The organism is Nocardioides aequoreus, assembly GCF_000720335.1.
GTDB lineage: Bacteria > Actinomycetota > Actinomycetes > Propionibacteriales > Nocardioidaceae > Marmoricola > Marmoricola aequoreus.
In genome coordinates, this window is the sequence record NZ_JOJN01000002.1 from 529,610 (window position 1) to 546,345 (window position 16,736).

The 16,736-nt window shown below is 74.0% G+C and carries 17 protein-coding genes; 9 read left to right on the forward strand and 8 right to left on the reverse strand.

Going from position 1 to position 16,736, the window contains the following annotated elements; genetic code table 11:
* Positions 1–124: 124 nt before the first annotated feature.
* From IG63_RS0105105 to ssd, 5 genes are all read right to left on the reverse strand, one after another.
* Entirely contained in the window at positions 125–346 is a 222-nt protein-coding gene (locus IG63_RS0105105; protein WP_030483300.1) for a DUF4244 domain-containing protein, read from the reverse strand.
* A 167-nt stretch (positions 347–513) separates the two neighbouring features.
* Positions 514–1,245 (reverse strand): type II secretion system F family protein, encoded by a 732-nt coding sequence (locus IG63_RS0105110; protein WP_051706162.1) that lies wholly within the window; start codon positions 1,243–1,245, stop codon positions 514–516.
* Entirely contained in the window at positions 1,245–2,054 is an 810-nt protein-coding gene (locus IG63_RS22555) for a type II secretion system F family protein (RefSeq protein ID WP_051706163.1), read from the reverse strand. The genes IG63_RS0105110 and IG63_RS22555 overlap by 1 nt, the downstream gene beginning before the upstream one ends.
* Positions 2,051–3,253: a TadA family conjugal transfer-associated ATPase gene (locus tag IG63_RS0105120; RefSeq protein WP_051706164.1), complete on the reverse strand. Its 1,203-nt coding sequence runs from the start codon at positions 3,251–3,253 to the stop codon at positions 2,051–2,053. The genes IG63_RS22555 and IG63_RS0105120 overlap by 4 nt, the downstream gene beginning before the upstream one ends.
* A gap of 3 nt (positions 3,254–3,256) precedes the next feature.
* Entirely contained in the window at positions 3,257–4,324 is a 1,068-nt protein-coding gene (gene ssd, locus IG63_RS0105125) for a septum site-determining protein Ssd (RefSeq protein WP_030483304.1), read from the reverse strand.
* A gap of 134 nt (positions 4,325–4,458) precedes the next feature.
* Here ssd and IG63_RS0105130 point away from each other — a divergent pair, with 134 nt between their 5' ends.
* Positions 4,459–5,265, forward strand: coding sequence for an HAD family hydrolase (locus IG63_RS0105130; RefSeq protein WP_036194413.1), 807 nt, complete (start codon positions 4,459–4,461; stop codon positions 5,263–5,265).
* A gap of 291 nt (positions 5,266–5,556) precedes the next feature.
* On the opposite strand, the gene IG63_RS0105135 is transcribed toward IG63_RS0105130, so the two are convergent.
* Positions 5,557–6,273 carry a Fic family protein gene (locus IG63_RS0105135; RefSeq protein WP_245604336.1) on the reverse strand — a complete coding sequence of 239 codons (717 nt, stop codon included), beginning with the start codon at positions 6,271–6,273 and terminating at the stop codon, positions 5,557–5,559.
* A 26-nt stretch (positions 6,274–6,299) separates the two neighbouring features.
* Between IG63_RS0105135 and IG63_RS0105140 the strand changes: the two genes are divergently transcribed.
* From IG63_RS0105140 to IG63_RS0105160, 5 genes are read left to right on the forward strand one after another with little or no spacing between them, the layout of a single operon-like run.
* Positions 6,300–7,202, forward strand: a complete 903-nt coding sequence (locus IG63_RS0105140) for a class I SAM-dependent methyltransferase (protein WP_051706165.1) — start codon at positions 6,300–6,302, stop codon at positions 7,200–7,202.
* 5 nt (positions 7,203–7,207) lie between these two features.
* Positions 7,208–8,341 carry a sensor histidine kinase gene (locus IG63_RS0105145; protein ID WP_051706166.1) on the forward strand — a complete coding sequence of 378 codons (1,134 nt, stop codon included), beginning with the start codon at positions 7,208–7,210 and terminating at the stop codon, positions 8,339–8,341.
* On the forward strand, positions 8,338–9,081 hold the full coding sequence (locus IG63_RS0105150; RefSeq protein WP_030483309.1) for a LytR/AlgR family response regulator transcription factor: 744 nt from the start codon (positions 8,338–8,340) through the stop codon (positions 9,079–9,081). Before IG63_RS0105145 ends, IG63_RS0105150 begins: the two co-directional genes overlap by 4 nt.
* Positions 9,078–9,452 (forward strand): hypothetical protein, encoded by a 375-nt coding sequence (locus tag IG63_RS0105155; protein WP_030483310.1) that lies wholly within the window; start codon positions 9,078–9,080, stop codon positions 9,450–9,452. Before IG63_RS0105150 ends, IG63_RS0105155 begins: the two co-directional genes overlap by 4 nt.
* A 26-nt stretch (positions 9,453–9,478) precedes the next feature.
* Complete coding sequence (locus tag IG63_RS0105160; RefSeq protein ID WP_030483311.1) at positions 9,479–10,990, forward strand: sodium/solute symporter; 1,512 nt, start codon at positions 9,479–9,481, stop codon at positions 10,988–10,990.
* A gap of 9 nt (positions 10,991–10,999) precedes the next feature.
* On the opposite strand, the gene IG63_RS0105165 is transcribed toward IG63_RS0105160, so the two are convergent.
* Positions 11,000–11,449, reverse strand: a complete 450-nt coding sequence (locus IG63_RS0105165) for a hypothetical protein (RefSeq protein WP_211249193.1) — start codon at positions 11,447–11,449, stop codon at positions 11,000–11,002.
* Between the two features lie 289 nt (positions 11,450–11,738).
* On the opposite strand from IG63_RS0105165, the gene IG63_RS0105170 reads away from it, so the two are divergent.
* From IG63_RS0105170 to acs, 3 genes are all read left to right on the forward strand, one after another.
* Positions 11,739–12,017, forward strand: a complete 279-nt coding sequence (locus IG63_RS0105170) for a DUF4212 domain-containing protein (RefSeq protein WP_030483313.1) — start codon at positions 11,739–11,741, stop codon at positions 12,015–12,017.
* Positions 12,014–13,705 (forward strand): sodium:solute symporter family protein, encoded by a 1,692-nt coding sequence (locus tag IG63_RS0105175; RefSeq protein WP_030483314.1) that lies wholly within the window; start codon positions 12,014–12,016, stop codon positions 13,703–13,705. Before IG63_RS0105170 ends, IG63_RS0105175 begins: the two co-directional genes overlap by 4 nt.
* A 157-nt stretch (positions 13,706–13,862) precedes the next feature.
* The gene (gene acs, locus IG63_RS0105180) at positions 13,863–15,845 is read left to right on the forward strand and encodes an acetate--CoA ligase (RefSeq protein ID WP_030483315.1); all 1,983 of its coding nucleotides are present in this window, start codon (positions 13,863–13,865) and stop codon (positions 15,843–15,845) included.
* A gap of 122 nt (positions 15,846–15,967) precedes the next feature.
* Here the strand turns inward: acs and IG63_RS0105185 are convergent, their stop codons facing one another.
* On the reverse strand, positions 15,968–16,525 hold the full coding sequence (locus tag IG63_RS0105185; RefSeq protein ID WP_030483316.1) for an NADPH-dependent FMN reductase: 558 nt from the start codon (positions 16,523–16,525) through the stop codon (positions 15,968–15,970).
* Positions 16,526–16,736: the final 211 nt, after the last annotated feature.

Sequence of the window (16,736 nt, forward strand, 5' to 3'; positions counted from 1 at the left end):
GGTGACGGCCTGCGGTCGGATGACGCATGGGAACTCCTGGGGCTGAGGGATGGACGACGCAGCGGACGTGGTGGGTGTCGGCTGCCGGCGGAGCGCAGGGAGGGGCCGCTCCGCCGGCGACCGCTCACCCCGGCAGCAGGCTGAGGACCCAGTCGAAGACCATCTGCAGGATCTTCATGCCGAGCTCGCTGGTGATGAGCTTCCACAGCAGCGCGCCGAAGCCGACGGCGGCGCCGGTGACGGTGGCGTACTCCGCCGTGGTGGCGCCCGCCTCGTCGCGGAGACGGACGGCGCCGCCGCCGCGCAGCAGGTCGGGGTGGCGACGGAGCAGGGTCGAGTGGTGCATGGTGCTTCTCCTCATGGACGTGGCGCCGGAGGTCGGCGCCGAGCCGGATCGGTTGACGGGGACGACGCTCGCCGGGCCGGGGACCTCCCACGAGCCCCTTGCCGGAACCCGTGGACAACTCCCGGGCCGCACGTGCCTGTGGAGGAGAGCCGGTCGGGGCGCCCCGCTCACGACGGCGCCAGGGTGGCGACAAGCCCGACCACCATCGGCACGATCCCGAGCACGACGAAGGCCGGCAGCAGGCACAGCCCGAGCGGTGCCGCGACCTTCACCTCGAGCGCCCGGGCGCGCTCCTCGACCCCGGCCCGGGCGCGCTCCCTGAGGTCGACCGCCAGCTCGTGCACGACGTCGCTGACCGAGGCACCGGACTCGTGCGCACGGCCGAGGGCACGGCCCAGCGGTCCGAGCTCGGCGTGGGCGGCGAGCTCGCCCCACACGACTCCCGGGTCGACGCCGAGGTCGAGCCGGTGCGCCAAGGCGACGAGCTCCTGCTCGGCCGGCCCCAATAGCGCCCGACCGACCGTGCGCAGCGCCGTCGGTGGCGCCTCGCCGGCGTCGAGGCACGCCGCCAGGAGGTCGACCGCGGTCGGCAGGTCGCGGGCGAGCCGGGCACGACGTCGGCCCACCGACGGCGCCTCCACGCGCCGCAGCGCACGCAGCGCGAGGACCGCGCCGACGACCCCGGCCCCCAGGCCGATGGTGCCGCCGAGGAAGGCCCACACCCCCAGGCCGCACCCGAGCGCGACGAGCACGTCGAGTCCGTGTCGTCGGTCGGGTGCCCGCCCCACCTCGACCGAGCCGGGTGGCCCGAGCCCACGCAGCGTCGCCGGAGGGGTGAGGGCGGCTGCCACGGCGAGACCGACCAGGAGGGCGGCGACCCAGGCCGCGGGCGACCCCATCAGTCGAGCACCCCGGCTGCCAACCGGTCGAGCCAGAGCCACCCGAGCCAGCACAGGCACAGGCCCACCCCCAGGCAGACCAGCCCGGGCGTGGTCGCGAGGAGGAACCCCACGGGATCGCCGCCGAGGCTGCTGCCGAGCGCCAGCACCCCGACCGGCAGCAGGGCCAGCAGCCGCGCCGTCGCCCGGGCCGCGGCCAGCTCGCCCGCCACCAGCCGCGCCGTACGCCGCCGCTCGCGCAGCCCCCCGACCACCTGCTCGAGCGCGCCCGCCAGCCCGGACCCGGTCTCGTGCGCCACCTGCCAGGCGGCCGCCACCGCGACCAGGTCGCCCGCACCGGGACGCCCGGCCAGGCCACGCAGCGCGGCAGGCACGTCGGCGTCGACGCGGGCGGCGACCAGCACGGCGCGCAGCTCACCCCAGTCGCGGCAGGCGCGCTCGAGCGCCGTGACCGGCGGCTGTCCGGCGCGCAGGTCGGCCGTCAGCGCCTCGCAGGCGGCGAGCACCCGCTCGCGGCGTACGTCGGCCGCGGCCGCGCGACGCCGGCGGCGCACGGCGGCCGCCCCGGCGAGCGCCACCGCCCCGGCCATGAGCGCCAGGGCGGCGCGCCGGCCGTCGCCGAGCACCGTGGCTCCTGCCACGGCGCCGAGCAGCACACCGAGCGCGCCGGCCCCGCGCAGGACGAGGCCCCTCGGCCGCGCGAGGACCGGGGGGACCGGCCCTGCGTGCCGAGGGGCGAGCGGTCGCGGCAGCGCCAGCAGCCCCGCCACCGTGGCAAGGAGGAGGGCGGCGGCCGCCGCGGGGGTCACCCGTGCTCACCGCGGTCGAGCAGCGACCGCAGCCGGTCGTGGGCCGGCCCGCGTCGCAGCGAGCCGTCGGCACCGAAGCCGACGGCCTCGTCGACCACCAGCCCCTCGCCGCGCTCCCAGCCGACGACGCCGAGCTGCCGCACCCGGCGGCGCCCGTCGCGGTCGCGCCCGACGTGCACGACGACGTCGAGCGCAGCGTGCAGCTGGCTGTGCACGGCGTCGCGTGCCATGCCCGCGGCGAGACCGAGGCCCTCGACGCGGCTGGGCACCTCGGCCGCGCCGTTGGCGTGGATCGTGCCGCAGCCGCCCTCGTGGCCGGTGTTCATCGCGGCGAGCATGTCGACGACCTCGGCCCCCCGGACCTCGCCGACCACCAGCCGGTCGGGCCGCATCCGCAGCGCCTGGCGCACCAGCGTCTGCAGCGTCACGGCACCGGCGCCCTCGATGTTGGCGGGCCGCGCCTCGAGGCCGACCACGTGCGGGTGGTCGGGCCGCAGCTCGGAGGCGTCCTCGACGAGCACCAGCCGCTCCCCGGGCGGGACCAGCGAGAGCAGGGCGTTGAGCAGCGTGGTCTTGCCGGTGCCGGTGCCGCCGCTGACGAGGAAGGCGAGCCGTGCCCGCACCACCCGCGCGAGCAGCTCGGCCCCGGGGGCCGGCACGACGCCGGCCGCCACCAGCTCCTCCAGGGTGAAGACCCGCTGCCGCGGCACCCGGAGCGAGATCGTGGTGCCGGGGCGCGCCAGGGGCGCCAGCACCGCGTGGAAGCGGCTCCCGTCGGGCAGCCGCAGGTCGACGTACGGCGAGGCGTCGTCGAGGCGACGACCCGCGGACGCCGCGAGCCGCTGGGCGAGGCGTCGGACGGCGCGGTCGTCGGGGAAGCGCACCCCGGTCAGCTCGAGGCCGGCACCGCGGTCGACGTGCACCTGGTCGGGGCCGTTGACGAGGACGTCGGTGACACCGGGCAGGCGCAGCAGCGGCTCCAGCGGACCCGCACCGACGACGTCGCGCCGCAGCTCGTCGTGCACGGCGAGCACCGTGGCGTCGCCGACGGGACGACCGCGCTCCCGCAGCGCCTCCGCGACCAGCCGCGGCGTCAGCGTGGCGGCATCGCGTGCCAGCCGGTCGCGGACCAGGTCGACGAGCTCGCCCAGCTCGGCAGCCGGCCGGACCGGCGCCACCGCTCCCGAGAGGTCGGTCACGGCTCAGGCCGCGGCTGCGGCGGCGGCCGGGAGCAGCACCGCGCCCGCCGCCCGGGCCGCCCGGGCGAGAGGACCGCGGTGGGAGCGGGCGGGACCGACGCCCAGGTCGATGGCCTCCTCGAGGCCGCGCTGGTCGCCCATCTCGGCGAGCAGCGGCAGCCCCAGCACCCGGCTGGCCCCCTCGCCGTCGACGCCGCCCCGCCCGCTGCGGGCGACGAGGTGCAGCGTCGGCCCGCCGGCCCCGAGCCGCCGGACCAGCCGGCTCGCCGCCGTCACCCCGGGCACGGTCAGGTGCACGACGAGGACGACGTGGTCGCAGCGCGCCAGCACCTCCTCGGCGACGGCGTCGGGGTGCCGCGGCAGGTCGACCAGGACCGCGTCGTAGCCGCGCGCGCCCGCCGAGAGCACCTCGCGCACGGCGAAGGGCTGCAGCGCCGCGACGTCGTCACCGGGCCAGCTCAGCACCGAGAGCCGGCCGCTGCTCGGGAGCGCCTCGCGCAGCGCTCGGGACGAGAGCCGTCCGGTGGTGCTGGCCAACGAGTCCCACCGGACGCCGGAGGCCGCCTCGAGCCCCAGCACCCGGTCGGCGCCCGGGCCGAGCGGGTCGGCGTCGACGAGCAGGGTGTCGTGACGGGGGGAGACCACCTGCGCGAGCGCCGCGGCGAAGACGCTCGCGCCGGCTCCTCCCGAGCCGCCCAGCACGCCGACGAGCACCCCGGGTGCGCCGCCGCCGTCGCCGGCGTCGGTCAGCAGCTCGACCAGCCAGCCCTCGGACGCGGGGAGCTCGGCCACCGACTCGGCGCCCAGGCTCACCGCCTCGCGGAAGAGCGCGTCGGGCAGCGGGTCCCGCCCGACCACGTGCACCCGGCCGCGCCGGGGCGGGCGGCAGTCGGCGAGGCCGGCGGCGCAGTCGGCCCCGACGAGCACGACGGGGGCCTGCGACCAGCCACGCAACGCTCCCGCGGAGTCGCGCACCACCTCGGGGACGACGCCGGCGGCGGCCGCCAGGCGGTGGAGGTCGGCGACGAGCAGGCCGTCTCCGGTCACGACGAGGGGGGCTGCGCGGTCCATGGGCCGAGCGTGGCCGCGCCCCGAGTATGACGCACCCGGCGGCCGGCGACCTGTGGACGACGGGTGTCCCGCGCATGCCTGTGGACGGGAGCCGGTTGCCGGGCGGAGCGGCGCGCGCCGCCTAGGGTGAGGACATGCCCCCGGCCACCGGTCCCACCGCGGCCTTCTTCGACCTCGACAAGACCATCATCGCGAAGTCGAGCACCCTGGCCTTCAGCCGCGAGTTCCAGGCGGGCGGCCTGATCTCGCGCACCGCCGTGCTGCGCTCGGCCTACGCCCAGTTCGTCTTCCTCACCGGCGGCGCCGACCACGACCAGATGGAGAAGCTGCGGCAGTTCATGTCGCAGCTGTGCGCCGGCTGGCCGGTGGAGACGGTCAAGGAGATCGTCGCCGACACGCTGCACCACGTCGTCGACCCGCTCGTCTACGACGAGGCGGTCAGCCTGATCGAGGACCACCACGCCGCCGGGCGCGACGTCGTCATCGTCTCGGCGAGCGGCACCGAGGTGGTCGAGCCCATCGGAGAGCTGCTCGGGGCCGACCACGTGGTCGCCACCAGCCTCGAGGTCGTCGACGGGCGCTACACCGGCGAGATCACCTTCTACGCCTACGGCGACAACAAGGCCATCGCGATGCGGCGCCTGGCCGAGGAGCACGGCTACGACCTGCAGCGCTGCTACGCCTACTCCGACTCCGTCACCGACGCCCCCATGCTCGCGCTCGTCGGCCACCCGTACGCCGTCAACCCCGACCGCGAGCTCCGGCGGCTCGCGACCGAGCGGGGCTGGCCGATCCTCGTCTTCGAGGTGCCGGTCGGGCTGCGCAGCCGGGTGCGGCTGCCGCCGCCACGCCAGACCGCCGCGGTGCTCACCGTCGGGGGGCTCTCCGCCCTCGCCGCCGCCATGTGGCTGCGGGTGCGCCGCCGCCGTCACGCGGCGTGAGCGCGCCACGCCCGACCCACGCGGCGGTGGGGAAGTCAACCCTTGTGATCCGCCGCGGGCGGGCGTAGACAGGGAGCACAACTCCAAGGACCACACGGCGCTGGTACCCACGCGGCGATCCACCCTTCTGACAGGGCGCTGGCATTCCGGATACTCCGGGGGCCACAACTGAGAATGTGCACGCTTGGTAGCCGGGCCCGTGTGTCGAGCGGCATCGAGAAGGCACGCACTCCGCTGTGCCCTCCCGGTGCCGCTCACCCTGTCCTCGGCCCGGCGACCGGCCGCGTGCCGCTACTCGTTGATCGGGCTGGCCCCGGCCGCCGCGGCGTAGGCCTCCGCGGCGTACAGCAGCCACGCGTGCACGCCCTCGCGGCCCCCGGTGGCGTAGTCGCGCAACCGGGCCTCGTACGCCGGGCGCAGCGCGAGGTGACCGGCCTCGGGGACCAGCACGGAGGCGGGGTCGAGGCCGCGCTGCACCAGCACCAGCCGCTCGGCCGCGCGGGCAACCAGCCCGTGGTGGGCCGAGAAGGGGGCCGCGGCGACCACCTCGGCGTGCACCAGCGCCGCCACCACGAGGGCGGGCTGCTCGGTGGCGAGCACCGTGCGGCCGAGCTGCTGCAGCCGGGCGGCGGCCTCCGCCGACACGGGCGCCCCGGGGTCGGGCGCGCCGGTCAGCGCGTGCAGCCGCGCCAGCGCCTGCACCGGGCTGCGGGCGAGCACGGGCACCTGGGCGAGCAGCTCGGTGCTGACCCGCAGCGCCGCCTGGGCGACGGCGTCGCCGTCGCCCGCGCGCACCTGGTCGAGCGACGAGGTCGATCCCTCGAGCACGGCGCTCGCGTGGGCGCCGCGCAGCAGCGACTCCGTCGTCTGCTCAGGGCGGGTGCGCCGGAGCCCGCGGTCGCGGAGCACGGCGTCGAGTCCGTCGCGCGACCCGGCCATCGCCGACGGCACCCCCTCGAGCTGCGTCAGCCACGTCAACGGGTCGGTACGGGGGCGGGGTCCGGGCACCAGCGGAGGGTATCTTCGCAGCCAGCATGAGCGAGGTCAGCGCCCAGCAGCGGGCAGAGTCCTTCGGCCGGGTGGCCGACGTCTACGACCGCGCCCGCCCCACCTACCCGCGCGACGCCGTCGACTGGCTGGTCGGCCGGTCCCCCGCCACCGTGTTGGAGCTCGGCGCCGGCACCGGCAAGCTCACCGAGGTCCTGCACGCCGCCGGCCACGACGTCGTCGCGACCGACCCCTCGCCGCAGATGCTGGCCCGGCTGGCCCGCCGCGTGCCGGTGCCCTACGCCGTGGCGCGGGCCGAGGAGGTCCCGCTGCCCTCGCGCTCGGCCGACGTGGTGGTCTGCGGCCAGTCCTTCCACTGGTTCGGCCACGACCAGGCGCTGGCCGAGATCGGGCGCGTGCTGCGACCCGGCGGCCGCCTGGCGCTGGTGTGGAACGCCTTCGACGACTCGATCCCGTGGGTACGGCGCCTCCACCGGCTGCTCAACCCGACCTCCGGCACCTCCGGCGACGCCGCCGACGCGCTGATGCACTCGCCCTACTTCGGCTTCGTCGAGCGGCAGACCTTCCGGGTCTGGCAGCACCACACCGCCGCCACCCTCGACGACCTGGCGCGCTCGACCTCCCACGTCGCGACGCTGGCCGACGACGCGCGCGACGAGACGCTCGGCAGGGTCCGGGCGCTCTATGACGACTACGGCCGCGGGCCTGACGGCATGAAGGTGCCCTACCTCAGCGAGTGCTTCCGGGCCGTGGTGCGTCCCGAGGAGCTGCCGCCCGAGGTGCCGCCGGGACCCCCACGCACCCAGGCCACACCCCAGACCGGCCCCCCCGACGGCGAGGACGCTGCAGCCGAGGGGGAGGACACCGCACCCGTCGCCGGCCGGCGTCCCCCGGAGGACCCCGGCTTCCAGCTCATCGACTTCCGGTAGCGCCGGTGGCCTGGGAGTCCGTGCGCCCGCGGTGGCGACCACGCCAGCTCGGCAGCGACGCCGACCAGGCGACCTTCCGCACGCTGCACACGGCGTCGCTGGCCTCCCCCGCCCTCCGCAGCGGGCTGACCGAGGAGTCGGTCGAGCGCTCGCTCAAGCACCTGCGCAGCCTGCTGGGCACGCCGGCCCTCGCCGTCGCCGACACCGAGCGGCTGCTGGGCTACGACGGCCTGCTCTCCGAGCACCACGCCGACCAGGCCCTCGACCTGGCCCGGCAGGCGATGGCCTCGGGCAGCACCGAGGTGGCCGGCCGCGACCGGCTCGCCTGCACCACCGAGGGGTGCCTGGTGCGCCACGCCATCGCCAGCCCGCTCGTGGTCGACGACCGGGTGACCGGGGCGCTGGTCGCCCTCACCGACGAGCCCAGCGCGACGCTGCTGCGCGCCACCGACGAGGTCGCCGACTGGGTGGCCGGCCAGCTCGCGCTGGCGGCGTACGAGCAGCAGCGGCACCGGCTGGTGCAGGCCGAGGTGCGCGCCCTGCGGGCCCAGATCAGCCCGCACTTCATCTACAACTCCCTGGGGGCGATCGCGTCCTTCGTGCGCACCGATCCCGACCGTGCCCGCGAGCTGCTGCTGGAGTTCGCCGACTTCACCCGCTACTCCTTCCGCGAGCACGGCGACTTCACCACCCTCGCCGAGGAGCTCCGCTCGATCGAGCGCTACCTGCTGCTGGAGCAGGCGCGCTTCGGTGACCGGCTCCGGGTGCGGCTGCAGGTCGCTCCCGAGGTGCTCGGCGTCAGCATCCCCTTCCTGTGCCTGCAGCCCCTGGTCGAGAACGCCGTGCGCCACGGTCTCGAGGCCAGCGCCCGGGGCGGCCTGATCACGATCGAGGCGCGCGACCTCGACCGCGAGTGCGTGATCGCGATCGAGGACGACGGCGCGGGCCAGGAGCCCGAGCGCATCCGCCGCGTGCTCGCGGGCGAGCACGTGGGCGACTCGGTCGGCCTGGCCAACGTCGACGAGCGGCTGCGCTCGACCTTCGGCGACGCCTACGGTCTGGTCGTGGAGACCGCACCGGGAGCCGGCACCAGGGTCGTCGTCCGCGTGCCCAAGTTCGCCCCCGGGGTGACCACGTGAGCGCGCCCGCCCTCCGCGTGCTCGTCATCGACGACGAGCCGCCGGCGCTCGACGAGCTGATGTTCCTGCTGCGGCGCGACGACCGCGTGGGCGAGGTGCACGGCACCGACTCCCCCACCGAGGCGCTGCGGCTGCTCCAGCAGCGCGACGTCGACGCCGTCTTCCTCGACGTGCAGATGCCCGGGCTCTCCGGCATCGAGCTCGCCGAGGTGCTCACCCGCTTCCGCACGCCGCCGGCCCTGGTCTTCGTGACGGCGCACGACGAGCACGCCGTGGCAGCCTTCGACCTCGACGCCGTCGACTACGTGCTCAAGCCGATCCGCGAGGACCGTCTCGCCGAGGCGGTGCGCCGGGTGCTCCACCAGCGCGGCGGCGACGTCGGCGGCTCCGACCAGGTCGCCGTGGAGCGTGCGGGAGTGACGCGCTTCCTCCCGCGCGGCCAGATCCGCTACGTCGAGGCCGAGGGCGACTACGCCAGGCTCCACACGGCCGACGACAGCTTCCTGCTGCGGGCCCCGCTGACGCAGCTCGAGCACGAGTGGGCTGCCGCCGGCTTCGTCCGCGCCCACCGGTCGCTGCTGATCTCGACGGGCTACGTCGAGGAGCTCTACACCGACAGCGGCCGCACCTGGGTGGTGGTCGACGGGCACCGCCTCGCGGTGAGCCGGCGCCACGCGCGCGACCTGCGCGAGCGCCTGCTCGGACGCGCGCGCGGGAGCACGGGCGAGGCCGAGCCGTGACCGACGAGCGCGCCCGCGTGCGCGTCACCAGCCCCTGGACCGAGCGACCTCGCGCGCTCCCGCGTCGTACGGCGACCTCGGAGATCGACGCCCAGAGCGAGGTCGGCGAGATCTACCTGCGCACGCTGCTGCGCGCCCAGCTGCGCGCCGCTCTGGCCGTGCTCGGCATGCTCGTGCTCACGATCGGCATGCTGCCGCTGATCTTCTGGCTGACCCCCCAGCTGACGCAGTGGCAGCTCTTCGGCATGCCGGTGTCCTGGGGCGTGCTGGGCTTCGGCTGCTACCCGGTGCTGGTGCTGCTGGCCTGGCGCTACGTGCGCGTCGCCGAGCGCAACGAGCGCGCCTTCGCCCGCGTGGTCGAGCGGTCCTGAGGGGGCGGGTCGTGGACGAGGTGGGCGTGAGCCCCGTTCCCGGGCTGGTCGCGCTGGTGCTCGTGACCGTGGCGACCCTGGCGATCGGGACGTGGGGGCTCCGGCTCTCCCGCACCACCTCCGACTTCTTCGTCGCGTCGCGATCGGTGCGGCCGGGGCTCAACGCCTACGCCATCAGCGGGGAGTACATCTCCGGAGCCTCCTTCCTCGGCGTCGCCGGGCTGGTGCTGGTCTTCGGCGCCGAGATGCTCTGGTACCCGGTGGGCTGGACGGCGGGCTACCTGGTCCTGCTGTGCCTGGTCGCCGCGCCCCTGCGGCGCTCGGGGGCCTACACGCTGCCGGACTTCGCCGAGGCCAGGCTCGGCTCGCGGGCGGTACGCCGTGCGTCGGCGGCGCTGGTCGTCGCCGTGGGGTGGCTCTACCTGCTGCCGCAGTTCTCCGGCGCGGGCGTGGCACTGGCCGCGGCCACGGGGATGCCCACCTGGAGCGGGGGGCTGATCGTGGCGGTGGTCGTCGTGCTCAACGTCCTCGCCGGCGGGATGCGCTCGGTGACCTTCGTCCAGGCCTTCCAGTTCTGGCTCAAGCTCACTGCCCTGCTGGTGCCGCTGGTCTTCCTCGTGCTGGTGTGGCTGGGTGACGGTGCGACGTCGCCGGCCACGATCGACGCGGGCGGGATCACCGGCAAGGTGTGGGCCGACCCGATCGACTCGATCGGCGACCACCCCCTCTACTCGACCTACTCGCTCATGGTGGCGACCTTCCTCGGCACGATGGGCCTGCCGCACGTGGTCGTGCGCTTCTACACCAACCCCGACGGCCGAGCGGCGCGGCAGACCACGCTCGCGGTCCTCGCGCTGCTCGGGTGCTTCTACGTGCTGCCCCCGGTGTACGGCGCCCTGGGGAGGATCTACGCCCCCGACCTCATCGCCTCCGGCAGCAGCGACAGCGTCGTCCTCATGCTGCCGGTGCGGATGATCGGTGGCATCGGGAGCGACCTGCTCCTGGCGCTGCTCACGGCCGGGGCCTTCGCCGCCTTCCTCGCGACCTCGTCGGGGCTCACCGTCGCGGTCGCGGGCGTGATCACCCAGGACATCACCTCGCGCCGCTTCGAGGGGATCACGGCCTTCCGCATCTCCGCGGTGGTCGCGGTGGTCGTGCCGCTGCTGCTCTCCCTGCTCACCCGCGACACGGCCGTGGCCACGGTGGTAGGGCTGGCCTTCGCCATGGCGGCGGCCACCTTCTGTCCCCTGCTGGTCCTGGGCATCTGGTGGCGCGGCCTGACCGACCTCGGCGCGCTGGCCGGTCTGCTCGTCGGCGGCGTGCTGACGGGTGCGGCCGTGATCGACAACCTGCTGGTCGACCGGTCCGGCGGCTGGTTCGCCGCCCTGGTCGCCCAACCGGCGGCGTGGGCGGTGCCGCTCGCCTTCCTCACGATGGTGGTGGTCTCCCGCGCGACGCCCTCGCGGGTGCCGGTGCACACCACGCGCTTCCTGGTGCGGCTCCACACCCCCGAGACGGTCTCCCTCGACCGCGACTGACCCCCGCTGCTAGCGGGAGCCGGGACGGCGTTGCCCGACCGGCCAGGGTGACCGGGCCATGCGCGCGGTGGCGACCGCGGCGAGCACCCCACCACCGATCACGAGGACCAGCCCGGGGCCCGGCATCCAGCCGCCGAAGCCGACCAGCCCGACGATCCGGGTCACCTGCCACAGCGGGAGCCCGACGGCCACGACCGCCAGCACCGCTCCCTGGACGAGCGCGAGCCGCCGGATCGGCACGATCGCGCCGGCGAGTCCGAACATCGCCGCGTAGAAGGTCCACAGCCCCGGGCCCTGGTGACCGAGGACCGACCCGACAGGCGTGTCGACCCAGACCATGAAGGAGCCCAGCGCGACCATCGCCACGGCTCCGACGAGCTGGCGGCGACCCGGGATCGACACACGGGTCGTCCTGGTCGCGCCGGTCGCCGCGGGACCGGACGAGGAGGGACTGCTCATCCCCGGATGGTAGGCACCGCCGTGGCCGAGCGGAAGGCGACCGGACCGCGGCGCGCCGCTCCGCCCGCGCTCGCGCGCGGCGAGCGGTCGACGCAGCACGACGAGCGGTCGCCCGAATCCGACACAGACCCTCCAACCGGGTCAGACCCCGCGGGTGTCGACCGCTGGCCGACCCGTAGCCACCGCTCGTCGCAACAGGTGACGCAGGTCACTCGAGAGCCTTGACCGTGCCACCGGGCCGTTGCTGTCCTTCGTCCAGCCCGTTGCCCCAGGGAGCCCAGGAGGACCCATGGACCAGAAAGCTCGCCAGGAGTACTGGCGCAGGAACCTACGCCTGATGGGGGTGCTGCTGACGATCTGGGCGCTCGTGTCCTTCGGCGCCGGCATCATCTTCGTCGAGCCCCTCAACAGCCTGACCTTCATCGGCTTCCCGCTGGGCTTCTGGTTCGCCCAGCAGGGCTCGATCCTGACCTTCCTGGCGCTGATCGCCGTCTACGTGTGGCGGATGGATCGGCTGGACAAGGAGTTCGGCATCGAGGAGGAGGACGCGGAGGTGCACCACTCATGAGCGACATCCAGCTCTGGACCCTCGTCTTCACGGCGCTCTCGTTCGGCGTCTACATCTACATCGCCTACGCGAGCCGGGTGAACAGCACCTCGGGCTTCTACGTCGCCGGCGGCGGCATCCCGGCGCCGGCCAACGGCGCCGCCATCGCGGCCGACTGGATGAGCGCCGCGTCGTTCATCTCGATGGCCGGCCTCATCGCGCTCTCGACCAACGGCTACGGCGGCTCGGTCTACCTGATGGGCTGGACCGGCGGCTACGTGCTGCTGGCGCTGCTGCTCGCGCCGTACCTGCGCAAGTTCGGCAAGTACACGATCCCCGACTTCGTGGGCGACCGGTACTCCGAGTCGGCACGGTTGATCGCGGTCGTCTGCGCCATCACCGTCTCCTTCGTCTACGTCGCCGGGCAGATGGCGGGCACCGGCGTGGTCTTCAGCCGCTTCCTCGGGGTCACCCCGACCGTCGGCGTCATCATCGGCATGGTCATCGTCTTCTTCTACGCCGTCCTGGGCGGCATGAAGGGCATCACCTGGACCCAGGTGGCGCAGTACTCGGTGCTGATCGTGGCCTACCTGATCCCGGCCTTCGCCGTGTCGTCGAAGGTCACCGGCATCGCCGTGCCCCAGATCGGCTTCGGCAGCATCCTCGAGGAGCTCGACGGCCTGCAGGCCGACCTGGGCATCGGCGAGTACACCGCCGCCTTCGGGTCGACCAACATGCTCAACATGGTGCTGATCACCGGCGCGCTGATGTTCGGCACCGCCGGCCTGCCGCACGTCATCGTGCGCTTCTACACCGCCAGGAGCGTGCGCGCCGCGCGCTTCTCGGCTCTGTGGGCGCTGTTCTTCATCGCGCTGCTCTACACCACCGCCCCCTCGGTGGCGGCCTTCAGCAAGCTGCAGATCCTGGAGGACGTGGAGGGCGGCACGCTCTCCTCGATGCCGGGGTGGTTCAACACCTGGACCGACCTCGGCCTGATCACGCAGGCCGACGGGACGCCGCTCTCCGAGCTGCCGCCCGACACGGTGCTCTCCTTCGGCGACGTGCTGATCAACAACGACATCATCGTGCTCGCGTCGCCCGAGATCGGCGGCCTGCCCGCACCGATCGTCGGCCTCGTGGCCGCCGGCGCCCTGGCGGCCGCGCTGTCGACCGCCTCCGGGCTGCTGCTGGTGATCTCCTCGTCGGTCGCCAACGACGTCTACTACAAGCGCATCAACCCCGCCGCCACCGAGGCCCGCCAGCTGATGGTGGGTCGCCTCGCGATGGGCGGCGCGATCCTGGTGGCCGGCTACCTCGGCATCAACCCACCGGGCTTCGTGGCGCAGGTGGTGGCCCTGGCCTTCGGCCTCGCCGCGGCCAGCTTCTTCCCGATCCTGGTGCTCGGCATCTTCTGGAAGAACTGCACCGCCAAGGGCGCCACCGCGGGCATGGCCACCGGCCTGATCGTCACGGCGGCGTACATGCTGTGGACGATCGACATCTACGGCAACAGCGACGGCATCTTCGGCATCCAGGAGACCGGCTTCGGCACGGTCGGCATGCTGATCAACTTCGTGGTGACCATCACCGTCTCGAAGTTCACCACCAAGCCGTCGCAGACGATGCAGGACCTGGTCGAGGAGATCCGCTTCCCCGGCCGCAGCGAGCTGGTCGTCAAGCACGCGGAGGGCGACCTGGACATCCACTGAGCGCGGCGCACCCCGGTCCACGGCGAAGCCGCTGGGCCGGGGTGTTCCCGTTCTCCGAGCCCGCCGGACGGCCAGTCGTCGGCGGGCTCGGCGCCTAGTAGGTTCGGTGGCACCGTGAGCGGTGCCACACCCGGAGCACGACGAGGAGAGCGAGCGCATGCCCGACAACGACACCCTGTCCAGCCTGGCCCACGAGGACCGGCGGTTCCCGCCGTCGGAGGAGTTCGCCGCCCAGGCCAACCTCACCGAGGAGGCCTACGCCGAGGCGGAGTCCGACCGGCTCGCCTTCTGGGAGAAGCAGGCCGACCGGCTCGACTGGGACACCAAGTGGGAGCGGGTGCTCGACTGGGACGACCCGCCCTTCGCCAAGTGGTTCGTCGGCGGCAAGCTCAACGCGGCGTACAACTGCGTCGACCGGCACGTCGCGGCCGGCGCCGGTGACAAGGTCGCCTTCCACTGGGTCGGCGAGCCCGAGGACGACGCCCGCGACCTGACCTACGCCGAGCTCAAGGACGAGGTCTGCAAGGCCGCCAACGCGCTGGTCGAGCTCGGGGTCCAGACCGGCGACCGGGTCGCCATCTACATGCCGATGATCCCCGAGACCGTCATCGCGATGCTCGCCTGCGCCCGACTGGGCGCCCCCCACACCGTGGTCTTCGGCGGCTTCTCCTCCGACGCGCTGGCCAACCGGCTGCAGGACTGCGACGCGCAGGTCGTGGTGACCGCCGACGGCGGCTACCGGCGCGGCAAGCCCTCGGCGCTCAAGCCCGCGGTCGACGAGGCCTGCGAGAAGGCCGGCAACGTGCGCAAGGTGCTCGTCGTACGCCGCACCGGGGAGGACGTCGCCTGGGAGGACGACCGCGACGTGTGGTGGCACGACCTGGTCGACGCGCAGTCGACCGAGCACGAGTGCGAGTTCTTCGACGCCGAGCACCCGCTCTACGTCATGTACACCTCGGGTACCACGGGCAAGCCCAAGGGCATCCTGCACACCACGGGTGGCTACCTCGTGGGGTCGTCGTACACCCACTGGGGGATCTTCGACCTCAAGCCGGAGACCGACGTCTACTGGTGCACCGCCGACATCGGCTGGGTGACCGGCCACAGCTACATGGTCTACGGCCCGCTGGCCAACGGCGCGACCTCGGTGATGTACGAGGGCACCCCCGACAGCCCCCACAAGGGCCGCTGGTGGGAGATCTGCCAGAAGTACGGCGTCACGATCTTCTACACCGCCCCGACCGCGATCCGCACCTTCATGAAGTGGGGCGACGAGATCCCCGCGGAGTACGACCTCTCCGCGCTGCGGCTGCTGGGCTCGGTGGGCGAGCCGATCAACCCCGAGGCCTACGTCTGGTACCGCGAGACCATCGGCGGCGGCGAGACCCCCGTGGTCGACACCTGGTGGCAGACCGAGACCGGCTCGATCATGATCAGCCCGCTGCCGGGCGTGACCCACTCCAAGCCGGGCTCGGCGATGAAGGCGATCCCGGGCATCGTGATGGACGTCGTCGACGACGACGGCGAGTCGGTGCCCGACGGCTCCGGCGGCCTGCTGGTCATCAAGGAGCCCTGGCCGTCGATGCTGCGCACCCTGTGGGGCGACGACGAGCGCTTCAAGGAGACCTACTGGTCCCGTTTCGAGAGGCAGGGCTACTACTTCGCCGGCGACGGCGCGAAGAAGGACGACGACGGCGACGTCTGGGTGCTCGGCCGGGTCGACGACGTCATGAACGTCTCGGGCCACCGGCTCTCGACCACCGAGATCGAGTCGGCGCTGGTCTCCCACCCCAAGGTCGCCGAGGCCGCGGTCGTGGGCGCCACCGACGAGACCACGGGCCAGGCCGTCTGCGCCTTCGTGATCCTGCGCGAGTCCGCGCTGGAGCAGGGCGAGGAGGCGCCCGACTCGCTGATCCAGGAGCTGCGCCAGCACGTGCAGAAGGAGATCGGCGCCATCGCCAAGCCCCGCCAGATCATGGTGGTGCCGGAGCTGCCCAAGACCCGCTCCGGCAAGATCATGCGCCGGCTGCTGCGCGACGTGGCGGAGAACCGCGAGGTCGGCGACGTCACCACCCTGGCCGACTCCACCGTGATGGACCTGATCGGCAAGGGCATGTCGTCCGGCAAGGACGAAGGCTGACCCTGGCCTGAGCGACGACGAGGGCCGCGCGCCCCCATGTAGCGCTCCGTTACCCGCCCTGAGTGCCCCCTGCTGGGGGTGTACGGGCGGTGCAACGGAGCGTTACATGCGTCCGGGGGCGATCAGGCCGCGGCGAATCGGCCGGTCGTCGCCACGAGGGCGTCGACGAGGGAGCGCAGCGCCGCCTCGACCTCGTCGTCGACGAGGCGCCCGCCGGCGAGGGCCTCGCCCACGCTGCCGACGCCGACGGAGTCGTCGAGCGGCCGGGCACCGGCCACGCGCAGCACCTTGACCAGGTCCTCGCGGGCCCACTGCGCACCTCGGGGCGAGGGGCTGACCGAGACCACCGCGACCGGCTTGCCGTCGAGGGGGCTGGCCCCGCGGGGACGGGAGGCCCAGTCGAGCGCGTTCTTGAGCACGCCGGGGATCGAGCCGTTGTACTCCGGCGTGGCCACCACCAGGGCGTCGGCCCGCGTCAGCGCCTCACGGAGCCTCGCCACTGATGCAGGGGGCGCGTCGGTGTCGAGGTCGGCGTCGTAGTGCGGCAGCTCCGCCAGGGCGTCGTACGTCGTGGCTGTCGCGCCGCTGGGCAGCATGGACGGCACCGTCGCCGCCAGCGCGGCCGTCAGCGAGCCGGAGCGCAGGCTGCCGACGAGGGTCAGGATGTTCACCGAAGTCATGCAACCTTCAACTATCTGGCCGGGCCGCGCATTCCCTCGAGGCTCGGCCCACCGGGTCTCGAGACAGGCGCTGCGCGCCTTCCTCGACCACCCGGGGGCAGCTGCGCGCCTTCCTCGACCACCCGGGGGCAGCTGCGGGCCTTCCTCGACCACCCGGGGGCCGCTGCGGGCCTTCCTCGACCACCCGGGGGCAGCTGCGCGCCTTCCTCGA